The organism is Hankyongella ginsenosidimutans (genome assembly GCF_005144965.1).
In the GTDB taxonomy this organism is placed as follows: Bacteria; Pseudomonadota; Alphaproteobacteria; order Sphingomonadales; family Sphingomonadaceae; genus Hankyongella; species Hankyongella ginsenosidimutans.
The window spans coordinates 1,317,216-1,339,098 of record NZ_CP039704.1 but is presented as its reverse complement, the minus strand read 5'-3'; the positions used below and the strand labels follow the sequence as shown (position 1 = coordinate 1,339,098).

Here is a 21,883-nt window from a genome sequence, read left to right as displayed (position 1 = left end):
CGGCATTCTGCTGGTGTTTTCCATGGTCTCAGCGCCACGCCGGTCGAGGCGGAGTCGCCGATGATCGGCAAGCCGGTGCCGGAGTTCACCCTGACAGGCTACAACGGCCTGCACCCCGGCCTTGCGACCAGCGATCTCAAGCAGGGCAGCGTCACGCTGGTCAACGTGTTCGGCACCTGGTGCCCGCCGTGCATGGCGGAGCTGCCGACTTTGGCGGCGCTCGCCGAACAGCACGGCGTCACCATCCATGCGATCGCCTACCGCGATACGCCGGAAGCGCTGGATCGCACCTTCCGCAGCCGGCCCAATCCGTTCCGGCGTATCGGCATGGATCAGCGCGGTGAGGCGGTGTTCAGCCTTGGGGTGACGGGCGCGCCGGAGACCTTCATCGTCGATGGCAAGGGGATCATCCGCTACCGGCATGTCGGTGAAATTCGCCCGGAGCAGGTCGATATGATCCTCAACCGCATCGCGCAGGCGCGCAAGTCGTGAGGGTGCTCGGCGTCCTGCTGGCCCTGCTGCTGGCAGCACCCACGCTTGCGCAGGAGGATGCGCCGCTGCCGGACGCAGCGCAGGAAGCCGAGGCCCGCGCGGTAATGCGTGAGGTGCGCTGCCTGGTGTGCGAGGGCCAGTCGATCACCGACTCGGGCGCGGAGATGGCGGCTGACCTGCGTGCGCTGGTGCGGGAACGCATCGCGCGCGGCGAGACGCCGCCGCAGATCAAGAACTATCTGCGCAGCCGCTACGGAGACGGCATCCTGCTGCGCCCGCCGGTCACCGCGCAGACCGGGCTGCTCTGGGCCATGCCGGTTCTGCTGCTCGCGCTGGGGCGCTCGCAGCGCGTAAATTGTTCGTGCGCCGGTCATGATCTGGGTTGCCGCCGCCTTGCTGATCGTCGGCTGCGGTGCAGCGCTTGGGTTGCGCGGCGTCCCTCGCCTGGCGGCGCTTGGCATGCTGGCGCTCGGCGTCGGCGGCTATGCCCTGCGCGGCGCGCCGACCGCGAGCGGCTATGCGGCACCGCATCTGGAAGCGGCAGAGCCCGGCGCCCGCGCCGCAGCGGAGCGCGCGCGCGCGTCTGCTGAAGGACCCGGCGGACGTTCCAAGCTGGATCGCGATGTCGGTGGCGCTGAGCGGCGAAGGCAAGAGCGAACAGGCGGTCGAGGGTCTGACCCGCGCGCTCGCTGTCATGCCCGATCAGCCGGACCTGTGGGTGGCGCTGGGCGAGGCGCTGGTTGCGCACAACAAGGGGCTGGTCAGTCCGGCGGCGCGGCTGGCGTTCGACCGCGCGAGCCGGATCGCGCCCGACCATCCGGCCCCGCGCTACTATCTCGGCATGGCCTGGCTGCAGGCTGGCAAGCCGGACCAGGCGCTGGAGACCTGGCAGGCGCTCTTGGCGTCCGCGCCGGCGGATGCTCCGTGGCGGGAGAATGTCGCCCGCAAGGTCAAGGCCGCGCAGACCATGCTGGCGGCCGGCGTCGGGCGCTAGACCATGATCGTTTCAGTTTGAATCGACCTGAAACAATCATGGTCTAAATCGTTGATAAGAAACTGATTTACGCCCTCGGTTGAAGCACATATGCTTCAACCTCAACCGATCAGGCTCTAGGCGGAAAGCTTCTTCGCGATTCCGGCGACGTGGCGGCCCTGATGGCGGGCGATGGTCAGCTCGGTGGCGCTGGGCTGGCGCGATCCGTCGGAGCCGGCGATGGTGCCGGCGCCGTAGGGCGAGCCACCGCGATGATCCGCCACTTCGGTCATCTCCGGGATGGTGTACGGCGTGCCGACGATCACCATGCCGTGGTGCGCCAGCGTTGGCCAGAAGGTCAGGATGGTCGACTCGTTGCCTCCGCCCGTGCCGGTCGACGTGAAGACGGAGCCGACCTTGCCGACCAGCTTGCCAGTGAACCAGAGCTGGCCGGTCTGATCAAGAAAGCTGCGCATCTGGGACGTCATGTTGCCGAAGCGGGTCGGCGTGCCGAAGATGATCGCGTCGTAATCGGCGAGTTCGGCCGGGCTGGCGATAGGGTAGGCCTGATCTACCTTGAAATTATGTTGCCGGGCGATGGCTTCCGGCACCGTTTCCGGCACGCGCTTGACCGTCACCTCGACGCCCTCGACGCTGCGCGCCCCTTCAGCGACTGCGCCGGCCATGGCCTCGATATGGCCGTAGGTGGAATAATAGAGAACCAGCAATTTCGTCATCGATCCCTCCTGAGCGTGTGCAATGCACCTGTTTGCGTGCCCTGCTCATTAACCGAGGCGGGTGGAGAAAACAGCCGGCCTCTTGTCATTTCATAATCGCTGGATCGCGAACAATCAGCCGCGCCCGCGGTAGGGCGGCACGCCCTGGTCCGGCAGCCAGAGGCCGTCCGGCGGGGATGCCGTCTGCCAGAACACGTCGATGGGAATGCCGCCACGCGGATACCAGTAGCCGGCGATGCGCAGCCACTTCGGCGTAAGTTCCATCACCAGCCGCTGGCCGATGCCGACCGTGCAATCCTCGTGGAAGGCGGCATGGTTGCGAAAACTGCCCATGAAGAGCTTCAGGGACTTTGACTCGACGATGGTCCGGTCCGGCGCGTAGTCGATCACGATGTGCGCGAAATCCGGCTGGCCAGTCACCGGGCAGAGCGACGTGAACTCCGGGCAGGTGAAGCGGATGAGATAGAGCACGCCCGGCCGAGGGTTCGGCACCGCGTCCAGAACGGCGGCGTCTGGCGAGTGTGGCAGGGGCTGATCTGCCCCAGATGGGTCAAGCCGTCGGTCATGCGGCGCAGGTAGCGCGGCCGGGCAGGCACGGCAAGCGCGGAGCGAGAGACTGCCCTGATTGGAGTGAAGCGCCGCCGCCTTTTCGAGACTGCTGCGCATCCATGAGGCTCTAGAAGTCTGATTTTCCAGCAGGTTTCTTCAGCGTGCGCCAGCCGGCATAGGTGACGTCGGTGAACTGGCGCTGACGCGGCAGCAGGAAGCGCACCTGCCGGTTGGGGAAATCGATGGACACCTGCCGGAAGAACCGCATCGCATCCATGCCCAGCAGCAGCGCCGGGCGGTCGTCCAGGCCGAACTTGCGGAACGGTTCCGCGTCCGCGAAAGCCACTGGCATATTGCTCATCAGAACTTCGCCGACGCGCAGGTCCGATACGATGGTATAGTCGACCGGCAGGGTATCGCCGGTGACGCTGTGCAGCATCAGCTGGGCAATTTGCTGCGGCCTGCGGCTCAGGCGGTCGCGAAGCGCCTTGTTGCCGATGGTGATCGCCGATCCGGTGTCGATGACCACCCGAATGCGGATGTTGTCGACCCGCGCATCGGTGACGATCAACTGCCCGAGCAGGCTTTTGGCCTTGACGACGATTTCGTTTGGCAATTTCGGCAGGCTGCGGCGCTTCCTGCTGGGCAGGACGGACATGCTGCCGTTCTCGAAATCGATATCGATGGCATGATCCTGCAGGCTGTCCAGCCCGAGCAGGCCGCTGGCGCCGAGATCATAGGCCTCAAGCGCTGGCGCTTCGATGCCAGAGCGCTCAGGCAATGCGGCGACGCGCAGCTTCGGAATGAGGTAGGTGTCCGTGATGTCGGTGCCGGTCATCGAGATCATGCGCACGGGCCGTCCGGGCGTTAACCCCAGCGTCTCGGCAACCTGCCGGGCGAGCACGGTCCGTTCCGAACCGGTGTCGACGACGAAGCGATACGGCCCGCGCCCGTCAACCTCGACAGGGACCGTCATGCGATCCTCGACCGTCTTGAAGTCCAGGGTCTCGGCGGCTTCGGCCGGCGCGATGTCCGGCGCTTCCTGCGCATGCGCGGAAAGCGGCGAAATTAACAATAATGCTGCGCACAATGATCTCTTCATGCTGCAATATTACGACTTTCGCGCTGCTCTCGCAATCACCTGCCGGTGAAGCGTGGGAATAGGCCGTCAGCGCACCAAACGCGGCAGGATGGCGTCGAGGACCGGCATGCCGGCTTCCGTGACGCGTAGTGCGCCCTCATGCTGCGCAACATATCCCAGCGCCAAGAGTTGCGTGAGCGCCGCGTCATCGAGGCGCCCCGGACGGAGTTTTCGCCGAGCAGGGCCGCCAGGCGGTGCAGGTCGATGCCTTCCGACAGCCGCAGGCCCATCATGAGCGCTTCGCCCATCCGCTCGGCGGGCGACAGGATGATTTCCTGTTCCAGCCCGTGACCCGCGGCGTTGACGGCGTCCAGCCAGGCCTCCGGCTTGCGCTGGCGGACCGTCGCGCACATGCCGCGACGCCCATGCGCGCCGGGGCCGACGCCGATGTAATCCTCGCTGCGCCAATAGCCGAGATTGTGGCGGGATTCATGGCCCGGCCGCGCATGGTTGGAGACCTCGTAGCGCGGCAGTCCGGCCGCGTGGGTCGCTTCCTGCGTAATCTGCCAGAGCGCGAGCGCTGTGTCCTCGTCCGGCATTGCAAGGTCGCCGCGCCGATGCAGCTCGGCGAAGCGGGTCTGCGGTTCGATGGTCAGCTGATAGAGCGACAGATGTGTCGTGCCGAACCCCAGTGCGCGGGTGAGTTCTACGCGCCAGTCGTCCGGTGATTGTCCAGGCCGCGCATAGATCAGATCGAAGCTGACGCGGCCGAAGTGCACCTGCGCTGCATCCAGCGCCGCCAGGCCCTCGCGCAAGCTGTGCGGCCGCCCGAGAAACCGCAGTGCCGGGTCGTCGAGCGCCTGCAGGCCAAGCGACAGCCGATTGACGCCGGCGGCGGCCAGTTCCGCAAAGCGTGCGGCCTCGACGCTGGAGGGATTCGCCTCGACGGTGATTTCCAGATCGTCCGTGGTCGGCCAGTGGTTGCGGACGGCCTCGATGATGGCGGCGATTGTGGCGGGCGGCATCAGCGAGGGCGTGCCGCCGCCGAAGAACAGGCTGGCGACGGTGTGGCCAGGCGTCAAAGCGGCTTCATGGGCCAAATCCGCCAGCAAGGCCGCGCGCCATGCAGTCTGGTCCACCCGTTCGCGCACATGGCTGTTGAAGTCGCAATAGGGGCATTTGGTGACGCAGAACGGCCAGTGAACGTAGACGCCGAGCGCTGCAGTCATCGCGGCAGGCACGCCGCGACCAGTTGCGCAAAGGCACGGGCGCGGTGGCTGATCGCGTGTTTGGCCTGCGGCTCCATCTCTCCGAAGGTGATGACGTGGCCGTCCGGCTGGACCATGGGATCGTAGCCGAAGCCCCGCGTTCCGCGCGGCGGCCAGACCAGCAAGCCGTCCACCCGGCCCTCGAAGGTGTCGCACAGGCCGTCCGGCCAGCCGAGCGCCAGCGCGCAGACGAAATAGCCGCGCCAGACAGCGTCCGGTTTGGCTTGCAGCTCATCGTGCACGCGCTGCATGGCGACCGTGAAATCCTTCTCCGGCCCCGCCCAGCGCGCGGAATAAATGCCGGGTGCACCGCCCAGCGCCGGGACGACCAGGCCGGAATCGTCAGCGAGCGCCGGCAGGCCGGTCGCCTGTGCGGCGGCCAGCGCTTTCAGCCGGGCATTCCCGGCGAACGTGTTTTCCGTTTCCTCCGGTTCCGGCAGGCCGAGGTCGCCGGCGGACACCGGCTCGACGCCATAGGGGCCGAGCAGTGCAGTGATCTCGCGAACCTTGCCGGCATTGTGGCTGGCGACCACCAGCGGGCCGGGCATCAGCGTGCGGGCGCTCATAGCCCAAGCACCCGGCGCTGTTCGGCGAAGATCTGATCCGTGCCCAGGCGCGCAAGGCGCAGCAACCGCAGCAGCTGCTCCTCCGTGAACGGCTCGGCTTCCGCCGTGCCCTGCACTTCCACCAGGCCGCCGGAACTGGTCATCACGAAGTTGGCGTCGGTTCCGGCCGTTGAGTCCTCAGCATAGTCAAGGTCGAGCAGGGCGACGCCGTCCAGCAGGCCGCATGACACGGCCGCGACTTGCGCGGGCAACGGCAGCGTGCGGATCGTCCCGGCGTCGACCAGCCTGGCAACGCACTGGTGCAGCGCCACCCAAGCGCCGGAGATGGCGGCCGTGCGGGTGCCGCCATCTGCCTGCAGGACGTCGCAATCGAGGACGATCTGCCGCTCGCCGAGCACCACCAGGTCTGTCACGGCGCGCAGCGACCGGCCGATCAGCCGCTGGATTTCCTGCGTGCGGCCGGTCTGCTTGCCCTTGGCGGCCTCGCGCGCCGTGCGGGTGTGGGTTGCGCGCGGCAGCATGCCGTACTCGGCGGTCACCCAGCCTTTGCCCTGGTTGCGCAGCCACGGCGGCACGCCGGTATCGAGGCTGGCCGTGCAGAGGACGTGGGTGTCGCCGAACTTGACGAGGCAAGAGCCTTCAGCATGCCGGGAGACATTCACCGTCATTTCGAGGGGCGCATCTGGTCTGGTGCGCGGCCCATATGGCGCATGGCCTGTCTCCTGAAAGGGGACAGGCGCACGATTAGAGGAAGCGCGCGACAACGTCCCGGTAGCTGCGTGACACTTTCACTTGCGCGCCAGAGCCGAGCACCAGAAAGCATTCGCCGTTGGTGTGCGGTCGGACCTGACGCACCTGATCCAGGTTCACGATGGTCGATCGGTGAATACGGCGGAACTTGCGCGGATCAAGCCGTTTCTCGAGGTCCTTCATGGTCTCGCGCAGAATCAATGTCTGGCCGCCGGAGTGGATGCACATATAGTCGCCGGCGGCGTCGATACGCTCGATGGACTCGACGTCGACGCGGAAAATCTGTCCGCGATCCTTGATGTTGATCATGCGCTCAAAGCGACTGGCGCTGGTTTCGTCGCCATTGCGCAGGACGGCGTCCGGCGCCACCGTCTTCAGCAGGCTGCGCAGCTGCGAGGCCTCGCCGGCAGCCGAGCGTTGCGACAGACGCGCCCGCACGCGGTCGAGCGCCGATGCCAGGCGCTGCTCCTCGACCGGCTTGAGCAGATAATCCAGGGCCTGTGCCTCGAAGGCCTTGATGGCGAATTCATTGTGCGCGGTGACGAACACAAACAGCGGCGGCTCGATGTCCATCAGCCCTTCGATCACGCCGAAGCCGTCGAAACCCGGCATCTGAATATCGAGAAACACCAGATCCGGCTTGTTGACGCGTATGGAGCGGATCGCTTCACGGCCGTTGCGGCAGCGATCGATGATGTCAATGTCGGGATGATTCTGCAGTCGCAATTCGAGGCCCTGGATCGCCAGGGCTTCGTCGTCCACCAGTATGGTCTTAATCGTCATTCCGCTGCCTCCTGTACTTCAGCATTCACCTCATGTGGCAGTTCGATGCGAATGACGACTCCATGAGGCAGGTTGTCGCGGATTTCGAACAGTTGGTCGCGTCCGTACGCCTGGGTGAGCCGTTCGCGGATGTTTGCGTGCCCGACCCCGGACGATCCCTGCACCGCAGGCGCCTTGCCCATGCCGGGTCCCGTGTCGGCCACGGTGATGGTCAATCTGCGCCCGTATGTGCGAACCGTGATGACGATGTCGGCTCCATTCTCCATCGGCGCGACGGCGTATTTGATGGCGTTTTCCACCAATGGCTGTAACAGGAGCGAGGGAGCGTGGCCACGCGCGCATCGGGACTGACGTCGATCGTGACTCGCAGCCGCTCGGCGAAGCGCATGCGCTCGATGTCGAGGTACAGCGACAAGGCCTCGACCTCCTGCGCGACAGAGACCATCTCCGTCGCCTCCGCCGCCAGCGTGTAGCGCAGGAAGCTGGAGAGGCGGGTCAGCATCGCGTTTGCCTGTTCGGCCTGTCGCAGCAGCACCAGCGTCGAAATCGAGTTGAGCGTGTTGAACAGAAAGTGCGGATTGAGCTGGTAGCGCAGCATACGCAACTGCGCCATCTGCGCCTGGGCGCTCAGCTTCGTGTTGCGCGCATACTGGACGCGCAGCATCAGGTAGTAGTTGATGCCGAAGTACAGCGCGGTCCAGGAGGTCAGCACATAGCCGTCGGTGAGGATCGCGCCAAGCAGGCGCAGGCCGCGTGGCTCCCAGCTCGGGTCGTAGAAGGCCGCGACGGCCCAGACCTCGACGGCGGAGAAGATCGCCGCGAAGGTGACGACGGTGATGGCGCTCAGCAGCCAGACGAACGGCTGGCTCATGGCGATGATCTTGCGCAGCAGCCCGGCCATGATGAGCGTGAGCGAGAAGCCGGTCAGCGTGCCAATCAGCGTCGGCATGACGAAGTCCAGCCCCATCTGGTTGGCAAGGCCGGAGAGGAAACGCAAAGCGCATAGGCCAACCAGCCGCCGATCTGGAGAATCCAGAATGCGCGCGCCTTGTTGGCGAAGAACCGTTCGATCAGAGGGTCAGAACTCGTCATCGCACCCAGTCATGCTATAGTGCGTCGCGCCTGTCACAAAGGCTGCGACAAACCGTTCGTCGCGCGCGCCGGCAGAAGAGCATTACACAAAGAGTTGCGACAACCCTTTGATGCCCATGATTTTTCTCTTCCGTTCGCTTCGTCGCGGTAAAGTATGCGACAAGTCGTTGCTGAGGCGCAATCGTATCCGTTTCAGCGCCAGGCGCGCGCCTTCGCTTGGGCCGGAGCGCGCGCGTAACGAGGCGGGCATAGTGTCACAGGAACGACACACTGTGCGCCCGCGTCGACAAAGCGGGTTCGACAAATGGGGTTTTGGTTATTATAGGAAGGTTTCCTTGATCTATTTTAGGAGATGGCTGCGTGTCCTCACGCCCGGAAACCCTCCTCGACGTCGTTAAATTCCCTGCCGACCTGCGAAAACTCAAGTCTGAGCAACTGCCGCAACTCGCCGACGAGGTGCGCCGGGAGCTGATCGACGCCGTCAGCCAGACCGGCGGCCACCTGGGCGCCGGCCTTGGCGTGGTCGAACTGACCGTCGCGCTGCACTATGTTTTCGATACGCCGCGCGATCGTCTGGTTTGGGATGTCGGCCACCAGGCATACCCGCACAAGATCCTGACCGGTCGGCGCGACCGCATGCGCACCCTGCGCCAGGGCGGCGGCCTCTCCGGCTTCACCAAGCGCAGCGAGAGCGAGTACGATCCGTTCGGTGCCGCCCACTCGTCGACCTCGATCTCGGCCGCACTTGGCTTCGCAATCGCCAACAAGCTGAAGGGTGAGCCCGGCAAAGCCATTGCGGTGATCGGCGACGGCGCGATGTCCGCCGGCATGGCTTATGAAGCGATGAACAACGCGGAAGCTGCCGGCAACCGTCTGGTCGTGGTGCTGAACGACAACGACATGTCGATCGCCCCGCCGGTCGGCGCGCTCTCGGCTTATCTCGCGCGCCTGCTGTCGTCGCACAGCTATCTGTCGATCCGCGACCTCGGCCGTCAGGTCATTCAGCACCTGCCGCGGCAGTTGAAGTCGGTCGCGCGCAAGGCGGAGGAATACGCCCGCGGTCTGGCGACCGGCGGCACGCTGTTCGAGGAACTCGGCTTCTACTACGTCGGACCGATCGACGGCCACAACCTCGACCACCTGATCCCGGTGCTCGAGAATATCCGCGATGCCGCCGAGGGTCCGATCCTGCTGCACGTCGTCACCCAGAAGGGCAAGGGCTACGGCCCGGCGGAAGCCAGCGCCGACAAGTACCACGGTGTCACCAAGTTCGACGTCGTGACCGGCAAGCAGCAGAAGAGCCAGGGCGGCGCGCCGCAATACACCAAGGTGTTCGCGGATGCGCTGTGCGCCGAGGCGACGCGCGACCCGAGCATCGTGGCGGTCACGGCCGCCATGCCATCCGGCACCGGGCTTGATACGTTCGGCAAGGCCTTTCCAGACCGCACGTTCGATGTGGGCATCGCCGAGCAGCACGCCGTGACCTTCGCGGCCGGCCTCGCGGCGCAGGGTATGCGGCCGTTCGCGGCGATCTATTCGACCTTCCTGCAGCGCGCCTACGACCAGGTGGTGCATGACGTCGCGATCCAGAACCTGCCGGTGCGCTTCGCCATCGACCGTGCGGGCCTGGTCGGCGCCGACGGCGCGACCCATGCCGGCTCGTTCGATGTGACCTATCTGGCGTCGCTGCCCAACTTCGTGGTGATGGCGGCGGCAGACGAGGCGGAACTCACCCACATGGTCCACACCATGGCGCTGCACGACAGCGGGCCGATCGCTTGCCGCTACCCGCGCGGCGAGGGCCTGGGCGTCGCGATGCCGGCCACCCGCAGGCGCTCGAGATCGGCAAGGGCCGTATCGTGCGCGAGGGCTCGAAGGTTGCGATCCTGTCGCTGGGCGCGCGCCTTGGCGAGGCGCTGAAGGCCGCCGACGAACTGGCCGCCAGGGCCTGCCGGCGACGGTCGCCGACATGCGTTTCGCCAAGCCGCTCGACACCGCGCTTATCCGGGAACTGGCGCTCAGCCACGAGGTGGTCATCACCATCGAGGAAGGCGCGATCGGCGGCTTTGGCGCGCACGTGCTCAGCTACCTGTCGGATGAAGGCCTGCTGGATGCCGGGCTGAAGGTCCGCACCATGCGCCTGCCGGACGTGTTCCAGGACCACGACAAGCCGGAGAAGATGTACGACGACGCCGGGCTGAACGCCCCGCATATCGTCGAGACCGCTTTGGCGGCGCTGCGTCATAACAGCGTCGGCGTTGTCGAGGTCGTGCGCGCCTAGAACGTGATGACTTTAGGTTGAATCGTCATTGTGAGGAGCCGCAAGGCGACGCGGCAATCCAGAGTTCTTTGTTTTGCCCTATGGATCGCCATCCCGGCTTTCGCCGGGACAGGCTCAGCTTTGCTGCCTCGGGTAGTGGGTCATTTTGAAATTTTGCCGCTCACCCTGAGCTGGACGAAGGGTTGAACGGCTCGTGGTTCTGTCCAAGCTCACCACGAGCGGTTTATTCAAAATGACCCGCTACCCTGCCTCGCGATGACGCGTGGTTCAACCTAAAGTCATCAGACTCTAGAGCCTTTCTTATCGCCTTAAAGGCGACCCAGGACTGGAGCCTGATCGGTTGAGGCGGAAAGCATGATCGCTTCAACCTCGACCAATCGATCAGGCGCTACCCCAGGTGATGCGCTCAAGCGTGTCGAAGCTAATGGTGTGACCATCGGCAAAGGTGATGCTGCCCGACTTGTCGTGCCCAAGATCGAACGTGCCGTTTGCCGCAGCCGAGGTGAAGTCCGTGCCGTCGCTCAGATGCACGGTCCAGTTGCCTGCGGGCGCGCCAGCACCGTGCAGATCGATGGTGTCGGTCCAGCCGAGGCCGGTGCCGCCATGCACCGTATCGTTGCCGTCGGACGCGGCGAAGATGAACAGGTCCGCGCCGTTACTGCCCCAAAGCTGATCGTCGCCCACCCCCGGTCAGCGTATCGTTGCCGGCGTTACCGTATAGCGTGTCGTTACCCGCGCCGCCGTCCAGCGTGTCGGCGCCGGCATGGACCAGCTTCACATTGTCAATCGACGCGCCGAGATTATCAGCCGCGCCGATGCCCTTGAAGGTGAGCGTATTGCTGCCGTCGCCTGTACCGGCGGTCACGTCGAAATTGTAGGTCTTGAATGTGGTCGTGTTGTTGTCCAGCGTGCCGACGAGCTGGCCGTTCCAATAAACCTCGGCGTGGCCGCTCGCCCCGCCCGAGCGGTCCGCCATGTCGACGCTCAACTCAAGCTTTTCACCGGCGGCCAAGCCGCCTACCGTCTGCGACACAACCGCGTTGCCGGGGCTGGCGTCGAGGTCGAGCCAGTAGTTGCCATCACCGCCCGAGACGCCGCCATAGGTGGCGTTATGCACCTCGAATGTTTCCGGCGTGCTGCGGGTCCAACCGGTCAGGTCGCCGGTGCTGATGCCCCAACCCGTCGCCACATTGTCGGAAGCGCTGCCGAGATCCTCGAAGCTGCCGTTCACGATCAGGTTTTGGGAATTGTCACCATACAACACATCGCTGCCCGCGCCGCCGTGCAGCGTGTCGTTGCCGCTGTCCCCGTAGAGCATGTCGTTGCCGGCATCCGTCCAGATCACGTCGCTGCCGCTGCCGCCGTTCACCGTCACGCTGTCGGTCCATGTGAAGCTGGTCGGCGAGAGGTCGACGACGTCGTTGCCCGCACCGGCGTTGATGATCTCAACCCCTGGATCAGGTTGGTCGCACCGTTGTTGGCGGCGATGTAATCATTGCCGGTGGTGCCATTCAGCGTATCGACGCCGCTGCCGCCAATGAAGGTATCGTAGCTGCCGTTGAAGCCGTTGATCGATACGCTGGAGCCCGTGCCGCGCTCCAGCGCGACAGTGTTCTGCCAGGTCATATCCTGCTGGAACTGGAAGGTGTCATTCCCGCCGGCACCGTTGAGGGTATCGGTCCCCAGACCGCCCAAAGCGCGTCATTGCCGTCACCGCCATCAAGAATGTCGTTGCCGTCGCCGCTATCAAGTCTGTCTTCGCCAGCATTCCCGTATAAGGCGTCATTCCTGTGGCACCGTACAGCACATCGTTGCCGCTGTCGCCGTTAATGGTGTCGTTGCCTTCACCGCCGGTGATTGTGTCTGCCCCGATACCGCCGAAGATGGTGTCGTCGCCGTCGCCGCCGAGAAGCGTATCGTTGCCTTCATTCCCATTCAGGACATCATTCCCGGGACCGCCGTAAATCTCGTCTTTGACGCTGCCGCCGTTAAGGATGTCGTTGCCTGCCCCGCCGTCGACGGAAAGCTCGGCAACGCCGTTTTCGACGTAGGTGTCGTTCCCGCCGGTCAGGACGATGTTTTCCGCTGCATCCCCGACGGTGACCGTGAGTTGCTGCGTCGCGGTCGCGCCGCTGGCGTCGGTCACCTGCACGCTGATCGCGTGGCTCGCCGCGGCCTCATAATTCAGCGATTCGCCATTCGCCACCGTGATCTGCCCGGTCGAGGCATTGATGGCGAAAAGCCCGCCTGCAGAGTTCGTCAAGGCATAGGTGAAGCTGTCGCCGTTCGCGGCGTCGGCGTCGATCGCGCTCGCCGTACCGACCACCGCACCATTGGCGCTGTTTTCGGCGATCGTGCTGTTCGACAGCGTGACGCCCGTCGGAGCATCGTTCAGCAAGTCGCTCGCCTGACCGACGACAAGCGTACGGTCGGCGAACTGGAAGGTCTCGACGCCATACACCTTGTCCGTGCCGTCGCGGCCGGCGACCTTGTCCGTGAGAACGAAGAAGTCGCCGCCTGTGTCTGTCCCATGCGTGATCGTATAATCGCGCCAATTGCCCGAAAACGTCGCCGAGTCGGTGCCGGTGCCGGCAAAGATGATATCGTCGCCCGTACCGCCGGTAATGGCATCATTGCCGTCGCCGCCGCGCAGCCGATCATTACCAGTGCCGCCGGTGACCGTATCATTGCCGATACCACCATCGAGGAAGTCATCGCCCGCATTCCCGCTCAGCGTATCGTTTCCGGCTTCCCCATAAATCGAATCGTTGGCCGAACTGCCGGTCAGGATATCGTTGCCGCCCTGCGCGAAGTGCGGGTAGCTCGTGGTGGTGAAGGTGGTCGTCTCGGCATTGTTGTTGCCGAGCGTACCGTATGTCGGGGACCAGGTCGTGGACCCGTAGTTGAACACCGAGAAGTTGGAAATGGTGTCGTTACCGTCAGTTGGCCCCGAAACCCGCTGGTCGTTGTGGCTGAACGTGCCGTTGCCGTTGTAGAAAAGTCGTAGAAAATCCGGTCGCCGGAGAAGTTGATGATGTTGGTGGCTTCCGTACTGCCACCATCGAGCCGGTCGTCACCCGCACCGCCGGTGATGGTGTCCGTCCCGGTGCCGCCGAAGATGGTGTCGTTGCCGTCGCCGCCGACAAGTGCGTCGTTGCCAGCGTTTCCGTTCAGGGCATCGTTCCCGGTGCCGCCGTACAGCACGTCGTTGCCGCTGCCGCCGTTGAGGGTGTCGTTCCCCGCACCGCCGTCAACCGAAAGCTCTGTCACGCCATTCTCGGTGAACGTGTCGTTGCCACTGGTGAGGAGGCTGTTTTCCGCTGTGTCGCCAACCGTGATCGCCACCGCCTGGCTGGTCGTGTTGCTGCCGTCGCTGGCCGAGACGGTCACGTCATAGACGTTGTTGCCGCCCTGATCCGCCGGAGCCTCGAAGTTCGGCGCGGCCTTGAAGGCGACTGCACCGGTGGCAGCGTCGATCTCGAACAGCGCCGCGTCCGCGCCCGACAGGCTGTAGCTCAGGTTTGCGCCTTCCGGATCGGTGGCGCTGGCGGTGTAGACCGTGCCGGTCGCGTTCTCGGCGAACGAGGCCGCAGCGCCCGAGGTGATCACCGCCGCCTCGTTGACGTTGGCAACCGTGATCGCCACCGCCTGGCTGGTCGTGTTCGTGCCGTCGCTGGCCGAGACGGTCACGTCGTAGACGTTGTCGGCCCCGGCGTCCGCCGGAGCCTCGAAGTTCGGCGCGGCCTTGAAGGCGACTGCACCGGTGGCAGCGTCGATCTCGAACAGCGCCGCGTCCGCGCCCGACAGGCTGTAGCTCAGGTTTGCGCCTTCCGGATCGGTGGCGCTGGCGGTGTAGACCGTGCCGGTCGCGTTCTCGGCGAACGAGGCCGCAGCGCCCGAGGTGATCACCGCCGCCTCGTTGACGTTGGCAACCGTGATCGCCACCGCCTGGCTGGTCGTGTTCGTGCCGTCGCTGGCCGAGACGGTCACGTCATAGACATTGTCGGCCCCGGCGTCCGCCGGAGCCTCGAAGTTCGGCGCGGCCTTGAAGGCGACTGCACCCGTGGCAGCGTCGATCTCGAACAGCGCCGCGTCCGCGCCCGACAGGCTGTAGGATAGCGCCTGCCCTTCCGGATCGGTGGCGCTGGCGGTGTAGACCGTGCCGGTCGCGTTCTCGGCGAACGAGGCCGCAGCGCCCGAGGTGATCACCGCCGCCTCGTTGACGTCCGCGATCCGTACATCGATCAATTGCGTGTCAGTGGTGACGCCATCCGAAACCGCCACCTGCAGCTGGTACATGCGATCGCCGTTGGCATCCGCCGGGGATTCATAGTCCGGCGCGTTCACAAAGCGCAGGTCGCCGGTCTGGGTATCGATCGTGAAACGGTCGGCATCGCCACCGCCGACAATCGCGTAACTCAGAGCCGTATTCGCATCCGCGTCCGTTGCCGTGATCCGGCCGACATAGGTCGTGTTCTCGTCGATGATCGGCCAAGCGCCATCCCCACCACCCTCGAACGTGATCACCGGTGCAGAATTCGTTGGCTGAACCGGTTCAACAGGCGCTTCGGGAGCTGGGTCGCTGGGGGCAGCGTCGACAGGCGCTTCCGGGGCCGGGTCGCTGGGGCAGCGTCAACCGGCGCTTCGGGAGCCGGGTCGCTGGGGCAGCGTCAACCGGCGCTTCCGGGGCCGGATCGCTGGGGCAGCGTCAACCGGCGCTTCCGGGGCCGGATCGCTGGGGCAGCGTCAACCGGCGCTTCCGGGGCCGGGTCGCTGGGTGCAGCGTCAACCGGCGCTTCCGGGGCCGGGTCGCTGGGGCAGCGTCAACCGGCGCTTCGGGAGCCGGGCCGCTGGGGCAGCGTCAACCGGCGCTTCGGGAGCCGGGTCGCTGGGGCAGCGTCAACCGGCGCTTCGGGAGCCGGGTCGCTGGGGCAGCGTCAACCGGCGCTTCGGGAGCCGGGTCGCTGGGGCAGCGTCAACCGGCGCTTCGGGAGCCGGGTCGCTGGGGCAGCGTCAACCGGCGCTTCGGGAGCCGGGTCGCTGGGGCAGCGTCAACCGGCGCTTCGGGAGCCGGGTCGCTGGGGCAGCGTCAACCGGCGCTTCGGGAGCCGGGTCGCTGGGGCAGCGTCAACCGGCGCTTCGGGAGCCGGGTCGCTGGGGCAGCGTCAACCGGCGCTTCGGGAGCCGGGTCGCTGGGGCAGCGTCGACCGGCGCTTCGGGAGCCGGGTCGCTGGGGGCGCGGGTTCCGCCGCCTCGACCGGCGAAACATCGAGCGGGTAAACCTGCAGTTCGTCCTGTACAGACGGCCCCAACTCGGCCGACGGATCGGCCAGTGTGGAGGCGTCCGCCGTCTCGACAGTGGCGGTCGCGAGCGGACCTTCCGGCGTTGCTGCCGTTTGCGAAAGTGACGGCGCTGCTGTATCTTGTGGAACATCTTCGCCGGTGACGAACGTCGGCGACACCGATTGCGATTGCGGCTCCGCGAGCAGCGCGGCCGATGTCGTCTGATCCGGCGCGGCGTTCGGGGTAAAGTCGCCGCTGGCGTCGGCCGGCTGCGCGCTGCCGCCGCCCTGGTCCGCGGCGTCGAGCAACGGATCGACCTGCGCGTTCGTCCCCAGATGCACCGCAGACGGATCGGTGGCGCTCGACTGATCCGTCGAGACGCTGCCGGTCATGGCTTTTCCTGCGTCTTGGCGGGATCGTCCCCGGCGGCCCCGTCATCATCAGCTCAACGAGCGCGTCAGACGCGCCGGACGACGTGCTCACACCGGAAATCTGGTCGGCCATAAACTACTCCACACCCTTGTACGACGCGCATTTTGTGCTTCTTCGCGAGTCTGCCGTACCATCGCGACTGTTAGGGAGAGGTTTGCAGGGCTGGTTAATCCGTATTCTCCATAACGGGTGCGCAATATTCAGCTTACGCGTTAGCCTTAACCACCCCGTAACTCTCAAGCCTCTAATCTTAAGCCGAGTTTTTGGGGCAGAAGGGGAACATACCTCCTCTCGCCATGTGTAAGAGGCATCGTCATTGGAGCAGGTTCAGGCTGAAATCCGGCGCAAATACCGGATTCCTCCACAGGTTGCCGAGGCGATCGGGCTGTTGCGCGCCATGTCCGTGCTGCGTCTCGACATGCTGCTGGCTGCGGGTGCGCTGAACATTCTCGGCCTCGCGCTGCCACTCGCCATGCTCCAGATCTACGACCGCATCATTCCGAACGCCGCGTTCGGCACGCTTGGCATTCTGGTGCTGGGGCTGGGCACGGCGATCATCATGGAGGCGGTTCTGCGCCAGGCGCGATCCGCGATCATCGCCTGGGAGGGTGCGCGCTTCGAACACCGCACCACCGTGGAGCTGGTCGAGCGCTTTCTCGACGCACCGGTCGCGGAAGTCGAAAGCAAGGCGATCGGCACCCATCTCGATCGGCTGAACAGCGTCGAGGCCATCCGGGACTTCTACGGTCAGCAGGCGAGCCTGCTGCTGGTCGATGCGCCGTTTCTCATCATCTACCTCGGCCTCATGGCATATATCGGCGGTGCCATGGTGCTGGCGCCGGTGCTGCTGGTCGCCCTGTTCGGTACGCTGGCCTGGGTGACGGGGCATGCGCTCCATGACGTGCACGGCAAGCGCAAGGTGCTGGATGACCGGCGCTACAATTTCATCGTCGAGGTGCTGTCCAACATCCACACCGCCAAGGGCCTGGCCATGGAACGGGTGCTGGCGCGCCGCTACGAGCGCCTGATGGCCAGTTCGGCCGCACTGAGCTGGCGCGCAAACTACCTGGGCAGCGTCTCGGAGAGTTTCGGCAGCGGCTTTGCCCAGCTCAGTACGATTGCCGTCGGCGGGTTCGGTGCCTGGCTGGTCATCCACGGCCAGATGAGCACCGGCGCGCTGGCTGCAGCGACCATGCTGGCCGGACGCTCCGTGCAGCCGCTGCTGCGCTCGCTGGCGCTCTGGACCCGGTATCAGGCGGTGCGGCTCAGCATGGAGCGCATGCGCGCCATCGCCTCCATGCCCCGGGAGCGCAATGAGGACGCAGCGACGCTCGGCGCGCTGGAGAGCCTGACGCTCGAGAACGTCTTCTTCCGCTACGTCGAGGAAGGGCCGCAGCTTTTGCCGGACTCGACCTGACGATCCGCCGCGGCGAGACAATCGGCATCTCCGGCGCGAACGGCTGCGGCAAATCCAGCCTGCTGTGGATGCTGATGGGCGGGCTGCATCCGCAGGAAGGCCGCGTGACCGTCAACGGCGCGCCGATCGAGACGATCAACCTGAAGACCCTGCGCCAGCAGGTGGCGTTCATTCCCCAGCGCGCCGTGCTGTTCAAAGGCACGGTGCTCGACAACCTGACCAACTTCGACGTCGACACCAACCTCGCGCAGGCGCTCGATCTGGCGACGGCACTCGGCCTCGACCGCTATTTCGCCGGTGTGCCGGACGGATACGAAATGGAGATCGGCGCTGCGACCAACGGCGGCCTGCCCTCTGGTGTCGTGCAGCGCATCGCCATGGTGCGCGCGCTGGTTGGCGACCCGCAACTGATCCTGTTCGACGAGGCCAACGCCGCACTCGACCAGGCGGGCGACAAGCTCATGCGTGAGCTGCTGGTCCGCTACCAGACCCGCGCCGCCATCGTCATCGTCAGCTTCCGCCCGTCGCTGCTTGCGATCGCCGACCGGCAGTATCACCTACGCGACGGCCGGCTGGTCGATGTTACGCCACAAGCGTCGAGCACCAAGGAGCCGCCGCATGAGCAAGACGCCCGTCGCCGACGCGCGCGGCATGAACGCAGCTCTGGCCGAGCGCTTCCCCGCCCCGCCCTGCTGTCTGCAGCGCCGGACCAGCTCAGCGCGGCCATGCGAACGGATACGGTTGCGAGTTTTCGCAGCAAGGCGCCTTCGCCGCCTGCCTGTTCCCGCTGTTGCAGGCGCTGCAATGGCGCGGCTCGACCCGCGACCTTGTGGAGGCGTTGCCCCACTTCGCCGACGACCTGGACCTGACCGACCTGCTGAACGTGCTGGCGGAGCTGGGCTACAAGTGCCGCAGCGCCAAGGTCAGCCGCGGACGGTTCGATCCGCGCCTGCTGCCGGCCCTGATGGTGCGCAAGACCGGTGCCCCGGTCGTCATCCTGCAACAGGTCGAGGCCGGATTCCTGGCCTACTGCAGCGCCGCCGACGCCGAGATAGTGATACCCGCCAGCGCGCTGACCGGCGAGTTGCAGGCACCAGCCCGCGCCGGCAGTCTCGACGAACAGGAAGAGACGATCCGCCAGGAAAACTGGATGGGCGCACTGATGCGCCGGTTTAGCGCCTCGTTCCTCAGCCTGTTCACCATCACCGCAGTGCTCAATCTGTTCGCGCTTTCGGTCTCGCTCTACATGATGGCGATCTATGACCGGGTGATCCCGACCCGCAACACCGAGACGCTGCTGCTGCTGGTGTTCGGTGCGCTGTGCCTGCTCGCAGTCGATGTCGGGTTGCGGCAGGTTCGGGCGCGCATCATCGCCCATGTGGGCGCGCGCATCGAGAGCATCGTCGCGACCGGCACGTTCAAGCAGATCGTCGACCTGCCGCCGGCCATGGTGGAAGCGGCGCCGGTCGGCACCCAGGTCTCGCGGCTGCGCGAATTCGACTCGCTGCGCGACCTGTTCACCGGTCCGGTGGTCAATGTGGCGCTGGAGCTGCCGTTCACGCTCATGTTCCTCGGGGTCATCGCGTGGCTGGCCGGCCCGGTTGTCTGGGTGCCGGTCGTCATGCTCGTCCTCTACGTCGTGCTGGGGCTTGCCATCGACCCGGCGCTGAAGCGCCACGTCAAGCGGTCGTCGCGCGCGCGCCGAGCGGCACGAATTCCTGATCGACATGTTCCGCAACACCCGCGCCATCAAGCAGCTTTCTGCGGAGTCGATGTGGCTGGAGCGCTACCGCGAGATCAGCGCCGCGATGTCGCACAGCCATTTCGAGGTTACACGGCTGACCCAGCTGCTGCAGACGCTGGCGCAGGCGATCATGGTCGCGTCCGGCGTCGGCGCAGTGGCCTGGAGCGTCGAGCGCGTCGTGACCGGCGCGATGACCATGGGCGGCATGATCGCCGTGATGTCGCTGGTCTGGCGGCTGCTGTCGCCGATGCAGAGCCTGTTCCTTGCCCTGACCCGGCTGGAGCAGGCGCAGCTTTCCACCCGCCAGCTCAACCAGTTGATGCGCGCACCGACCGAGGTGCGTCGCCGCAGTGCCGGACGGCGGGTCGAACGCAATTTCCAGGGCGGCCTGACGTTCGACCGCGTGAGCTTCCGCTACCGGCCGACCAGCGATCCCGCACTGCTCGGCGTCAGCATGACCGCCGCGCCGGGACAACTGGTTGCGATCACCGGCGGCAATGGCGCGGGCAAATCAACACTGCTGACCGTCGCGCTCGGCATGAACCGGCCACAGGCGGGGCCGTGCTGATCGATGGCATCGACATCCGCCAGATCGACCCGGTCGAACTGCGGCAGACCCTCGCCTATGTGCCGCAGGAGACCGCGCTGTTCCATGGGACGGTCGCGCAGAATCTGCGGCTCGGCAATCCGCTGGCAGCTGATTCGGACCTGCGCGACGCCTGCGCGCGGCTTGGCATCCTCGACCAGGTGGAAAAGCTGCCCAGAGGTTTCGAAACGCGGCTCGGCGACCAGTCCGAGACCCGCTTCAACGCCGGATTCCGCCAGGCGCTCGCCATCGCCCGCGCACTGGTCAAGCGGCCACCGATCATCCTGATGGATGAGCCGGCCCAGCTTCTCGACCGCGCGAACGACGACTCCTTCGTCGAGGTGCTGCGGGCGCTGCGCGGGCAAACCACCACGATCATGGTCTCGCATCGCCCGAGCCACATTGCGCTGGCTGACATGGTCGCCGTGCTGAACCGGGGTCAACTCGTCGCCTATGGCCCGCCCGAGCAGGTCCTCGCCCAGACAAACCCAGCAAAGGAGTGGCGGCATGAGCGCTGCTACCAATCCCACACCCCAGGAAAATCCGGAAGGCACCCCGCCGCGCCTGCCCACACCGGTCCACCGCATGTGGTCTTCGCTGGCCGAGGGCTTCCGCGGCGACGGCGCATCCTTCGAGCACAGCCGCCAGTTGCTGGCGCGCTCTGTCGTGCTGCAGGAACTGCCAACCCCGGGGCATCGCGCCGGATCGTCTGGCTGCTGGTGGCGCTGGTGACGAGCTTCATCGTCTGGTCGTCGTTCGTGGAGCTGGACGAGCTGGCGGTGGCACCCGGCGAGATCGCGCCGGCCGACTTCGTCCAGCCGGTCCAGCATCTCGAAGGCGGCATCGTGCGTGCGATCAATGTGCGCGACGGCGAGCGCGTCAAGGCCGGGCAGGTGCTGCTGCGCCTTGATCCGACGGCGGCGTCCGCAGAGCTTGACGGTCTGCGCGCCCGCCGCGAGGCCCTGCGCCTGCAGGTGGAGCGCCTGAAGGCTTTCGCTGACGGCAAGGCGCTGCCAAGCGGCCCGACGCCGTTCGCCGGCCTGCGTCGCGATCAGGCGGAAATTCTCTCCGGCCAGGCGCAAAGCCGCGAAACCCAGCTTTCGGTCGCCGATGCGCAGATCAGGGAACGCTATGGCCAACTGGCCTCGCTGCAGGACCGCGAGGTGTCGCTGCGCGAGCAGATCCGCCTGCTGAAAGAGGACATGAGCGCGCGCAAGCCGCTGGTGGACAAGGGCCTGATCTCGCGGCTCGCCTACCTGAACCTGGAGCGTCAACTCGCCGACCTCCAGGGCCAGCTCGCGCAGACCATCAGCCAGCAGCAGGCGTCGCGCGCGGCCGTCGAGGAAGTGCGCAGCAGCCGACGCGAGATCGGCGACCGCCTGCGCAGCGACGCCCTGCGCGAACTCGGCGGCGCCAGCGCCGACTTCGCCGAGGTGAGCGAGCGCATCGCCCAGGCCGAGGATCGGGTGCGCCGGCTCGACGTGCGCGCGCCGGTCGACGGCGTGGTCAAAGGGCTGAAGGTGCGCGCGCTCGGGGCCGTGATCGCACCGGGCGAGGTCATCGCCGAAGTGGTGCCGCAGGAAGGACGCATGGTCGCAGACGTGCGCATCTCACCGCGCGACATCGGCCATGTGAAGGTCGGCCTGCCGGTCACGATCAAAGTGCAGACCTATGATTACGCCCGTTACGGCGGCATCAAGGGCCGCGTTGAATATCTGTCGGCCGCCTCTTTCGTGGACGACCGCGGCCAGCCCTATTTCTCCGGACGCATTGCCCTCGACGCGTCGAACATCGGCGATCCGGCACGCGGGTACATCGTGACCCCGGCATGACCGTCGCGGCAGACATC

General features: G+C 65.9%; 18 protein-coding genes and 7 pseudogenes. 9 read left to right on the top strand and 16 right to left on the bottom strand.

Translation table 11 applies throughout. The features are described 5' to 3' along the window. Positions 1-60 precede the first annotated feature (60 nt). The 3 genes from E6W36_RS07795 to E6W36_RS07785 are packed head-to-tail and all read left to right on the top strand — an operon-like array spanning position 61 to position 1,486. On the top strand, positions 61-492 hold the full coding sequence (locus E6W36_RS07795; RefSeq protein WP_222874269.1) for a redoxin family protein: 432 nt from the start codon (positions 61-63) through the stop codon (positions 490-492). Next, positions 489-1,082, top strand: coding sequence for a cytochrome c-type biogenesis protein (locus E6W36_RS07790; protein ID WP_222874268.1), 594 nt, complete (start codon positions 489-491; stop codon positions 1,080-1,082). Before E6W36_RS07795 ends, E6W36_RS07790 begins: the two co-directional genes overlap by 4 nt. Next, complete coding sequence (locus E6W36_RS07785) at positions 1,010-1,486, top strand: tetratricopeptide repeat protein (protein WP_246048235.1); 477 nt, start codon at positions 1,010-1,012, stop codon at positions 1,484-1,486. Before E6W36_RS07790 ends, E6W36_RS07785 begins: the two co-directional genes overlap by 73 nt. 116 nt (positions 1,487-1,602) lie before the next feature. Here the strand turns inward: E6W36_RS07785 and wrbA are convergent, their stop codons facing one another. From wrbA to E6W36_RS07745, 9 genes and pseudogenes are all read right to left on the bottom strand, one after another. Beyond that, complete coding sequence (gene wrbA, locus E6W36_RS07780) at positions 1,603-2,202, bottom strand: NAD(P)H:quinone oxidoreductase (RefSeq protein ID WP_222874266.1); 600 nt, start codon at positions 2,200-2,202, stop codon at positions 1,603-1,605. Between the two features lie 114 nt (positions 2,203-2,316). Continuing rightward, positions 2,317-2,730, bottom strand: coding sequence for a preQ(1) synthase (gene queF / locus E6W36_RS07775; RefSeq protein ID WP_246048289.1), 414 nt, complete (start codon positions 2,728-2,730; stop codon positions 2,317-2,319). 148 nt (positions 2,731-2,878) lie between these two features. Continuing rightward, positions 2,879-3,826, bottom strand: a complete 948-nt coding sequence (locus tag E6W36_RS07770; RefSeq protein WP_222874264.1) for a retroviral-like aspartic protease family protein — start codon at positions 3,824-3,826, stop codon at positions 2,879-2,881. Positions 3,827-3,919: 93 nt separating this feature from the next. Further along, positions 3,920-5,061: pseudogene (gene hemW, locus E6W36_RS07765) on the bottom strand (radical SAM family heme chaperone HemW). Beyond that, complete coding sequence (locus tag E6W36_RS07760) at positions 5,058-5,666, bottom strand: non-canonical purine NTP pyrophosphatase (RefSeq protein WP_222874262.1); 609 nt, start codon at positions 5,664-5,666, stop codon at positions 5,058-5,060. Before E6W36_RS07760 ends, hemW begins: the two are co-directional and overlap by 4 nt. Then, positions 5,663-6,378, bottom strand: a pseudogene (rph, locus tag E6W36_RS07755) (ribonuclease PH). The gene E6W36_RS07760 and the pseudogene rph overlap by 4 nt, the downstream one beginning before the upstream one ends. A 32-nt stretch (positions 6,379-6,410) precedes the next feature. Further along, a complete protein-coding gene (locus E6W36_RS07750) occupies positions 6,411-7,199 on the bottom strand; it encodes a LytR/AlgR family response regulator transcription factor (RefSeq protein ID WP_222874260.1) in 789 nt (262 codons plus the stop codon). Next, the gene (locus E6W36_RS18505; protein WP_342776832.1) at positions 7,196-7,465 is read right to left on the bottom strand and encodes a LytS family sensor histidine kinase; all 270 of its coding nucleotides are present in this window, start codon (positions 7,463-7,465) and stop codon (positions 7,196-7,198) included. Before E6W36_RS18505 ends, E6W36_RS07750 begins: the two co-directional genes overlap by 4 nt. Continuing rightward, the gene (locus tag E6W36_RS07745; protein ID WP_246048233.1) at positions 7,411-8,196 is read right to left on the bottom strand and encodes a sensor histidine kinase; all 786 of its coding nucleotides are present in this window, start codon (positions 8,194-8,196) and stop codon (positions 7,411-7,413) included. Before E6W36_RS07745 ends, E6W36_RS18505 begins: the two co-directional genes overlap by 55 nt. 455 nt (positions 8,197-8,651) lie before the next feature. On the opposite strand from E6W36_RS07745, the pseudogene dxs reads away from it, so the two are divergent. Continuing rightward, a pseudogene (dxs, locus tag E6W36_RS07740) lies at positions 8,652-10,572 on the top strand (1-deoxy-D-xylulose-5-phosphate synthase). Between the two features lie 381 nt (positions 10,573-10,953). Here the strand turns inward: dxs and E6W36_RS07735 are convergent. The 7 genes and pseudogenes from E6W36_RS07735 to E6W36_RS07705 all read right to left on the bottom strand — a co-directional run bounded on the left by E6W36_RS07735 (position 10,954) and on the right by E6W36_RS07705 (position 16,247). Next, positions 10,954-11,256 carry a hypothetical protein gene (locus E6W36_RS07735; RefSeq protein ID WP_222874259.1) on the bottom strand — a complete coding sequence of 101 codons (303 nt, stop codon included), beginning with the start codon at positions 11,254-11,256 and terminating at the stop codon, positions 10,954-10,956. Beyond that, positions 11,228-11,947 carry a calcium-binding protein gene (locus tag E6W36_RS07730; RefSeq protein ID WP_222874258.1) on the bottom strand — a complete coding sequence of 240 codons (720 nt, stop codon included), beginning with the start codon at positions 11,945-11,947 and terminating at the stop codon, positions 11,228-11,230. Before E6W36_RS07730 ends, E6W36_RS07735 begins: the two co-directional genes overlap by 29 nt. Beyond that, positions 11,944-12,258 carry a hypothetical protein gene (locus tag E6W36_RS07725; RefSeq protein WP_425459719.1) on the bottom strand — a complete coding sequence of 105 codons (315 nt, stop codon included), beginning with the start codon at positions 12,256-12,258 and terminating at the stop codon, positions 11,944-11,946. Before E6W36_RS07725 ends, E6W36_RS07730 begins: the two co-directional genes overlap by 4 nt. Beyond that, positions 12,195-12,341 (bottom strand): annotated as a pseudogene (locus E6W36_RS23210) (hypothetical protein); the annotation flags it as partial. The pseudogene E6W36_RS23210 and the gene E6W36_RS07725, both read right to left, overlap by 64 nt. A 29-nt stretch (positions 12,342-12,370) precedes the next feature. Next, positions 12,371-13,360, bottom strand: a pseudogene (locus E6W36_RS18500) (cadherin domain-containing protein); the annotation flags it as partial. Continuing rightward, a complete protein-coding gene (locus tag E6W36_RS07710) occupies positions 13,357-15,099 on the bottom strand; it encodes a cadherin domain-containing protein (protein ID WP_222874256.1) in 1,743 nt (580 codons plus the stop codon). The gene E6W36_RS07710 and the pseudogene E6W36_RS18500, both read right to left, overlap by 4 nt. 638 nt (positions 15,100-15,737) lie before the next feature. Continuing rightward, the gene (locus E6W36_RS07705) at positions 15,738-16,247 is read right to left on the bottom strand and encodes a RodZ family helix-turn-helix domain-containing protein (protein ID WP_222874255.1); all 510 of its coding nucleotides are present in this window, start codon (positions 16,245-16,247) and stop codon (positions 15,738-15,740) included. A 356-nt stretch (positions 16,248-16,603) separates the two neighbouring features. Here E6W36_RS07705 and E6W36_RS07700 point away from each other — a divergent pair, with 356 nt between their 5' ends. The 5 genes and pseudogenes from E6W36_RS07700 to E6W36_RS23195 all read left to right on the top strand — a co-directional run bounded on the left by E6W36_RS07700 (position 16,604) and on the right by E6W36_RS23195 (position 21,866). Further along, a complete protein-coding gene (locus E6W36_RS07700; protein WP_222874254.1) occupies positions 16,604-17,704 on the top strand; it encodes an ABC transporter transmembrane domain-containing protein in 1,101 nt (366 codons plus the stop codon). Further along, a complete protein-coding gene (locus E6W36_RS07695; RefSeq protein WP_222874434.1) occupies positions 17,701-18,573 on the top strand; it encodes an ATP-binding cassette domain-containing protein in 873 nt (290 codons plus the stop codon). Before E6W36_RS07700 ends, E6W36_RS07695 begins: the two co-directional genes overlap by 4 nt. A gap of 95 nt (positions 18,574-18,668) precedes the next feature. Further along, positions 18,669-19,379: pseudogene (locus E6W36_RS23205) on the top strand (ABC transporter transmembrane domain-containing protein); the annotation flags it as partial. A gap of 52 nt (positions 19,380-19,431) precedes the next feature. After that, a pseudogene (locus tag E6W36_RS23200) lies at positions 19,432-20,276 on the top strand (ATP-binding cassette domain-containing protein); the annotation flags it as partial. Positions 20,277-20,321: 45 nt separating this feature from the next. Next, positions 20,322-21,866: an HlyD family type I secretion periplasmic adaptor subunit gene (locus tag E6W36_RS23195; protein WP_425459718.1), complete on the top strand. Its 1,545-nt coding sequence runs from the start codon at positions 20,322-20,324 to the stop codon at positions 21,864-21,866. Positions 21,867-21,883: the final 17 nt, after the last annotated feature.

Coding starts and splice junctions, on each gene's coding strand:
- E6W36_RS07795 (WP_222874269.1), top strand. CDS start 61: ATGATCGGCAAGCCGGTGCCGGAGTTCACCCTGACAGGCTACAACGGC.
- E6W36_RS07785 (WP_246048235.1), top strand. CDS start 1,010: ATGCGGCACCGCATCTGGAAGCGGCAGAGCCCGGCGCCCGCGCCGCAG.
- wrbA (WP_222874266.1), bottom strand. CDS start 2,202: ATGACGAAATTGCTGGTTCTCTATTATTCCACCTACGGCCATATCGAG.
- E6W36_RS07760 (WP_222874262.1), bottom strand. CDS start 5,666: ATGAGCGCCCGCACGCTGATGCCCGGCCCGCTGGTGGTCGCCAGCCAC.
- E6W36_RS07750 (WP_222874260.1), bottom strand. CDS start 7,199: ATGACGATTAAGACCATACTGGTGGACGACGAAGCCCTGGCGATCCAG.
- E6W36_RS18505 (WP_342776832.1), bottom strand. CDS start 7,465: ATGGAGAATGGAGCCGACATCGTCATCACGGTTCGCACATACGGGCGC.
- E6W36_RS07705 (WP_222874255.1), bottom strand. CDS start 16,247: ATGACCGGCAGCGTCTCGACGGATCAGTCGAGCGCCACCGATCCGTCT.
- E6W36_RS23195 (WP_425459718.1), top strand. CDS start 20,322: ATGGATGAGCCGGCCCAGCTTCTCGACCGCGCGAACGACGACTCCTTC.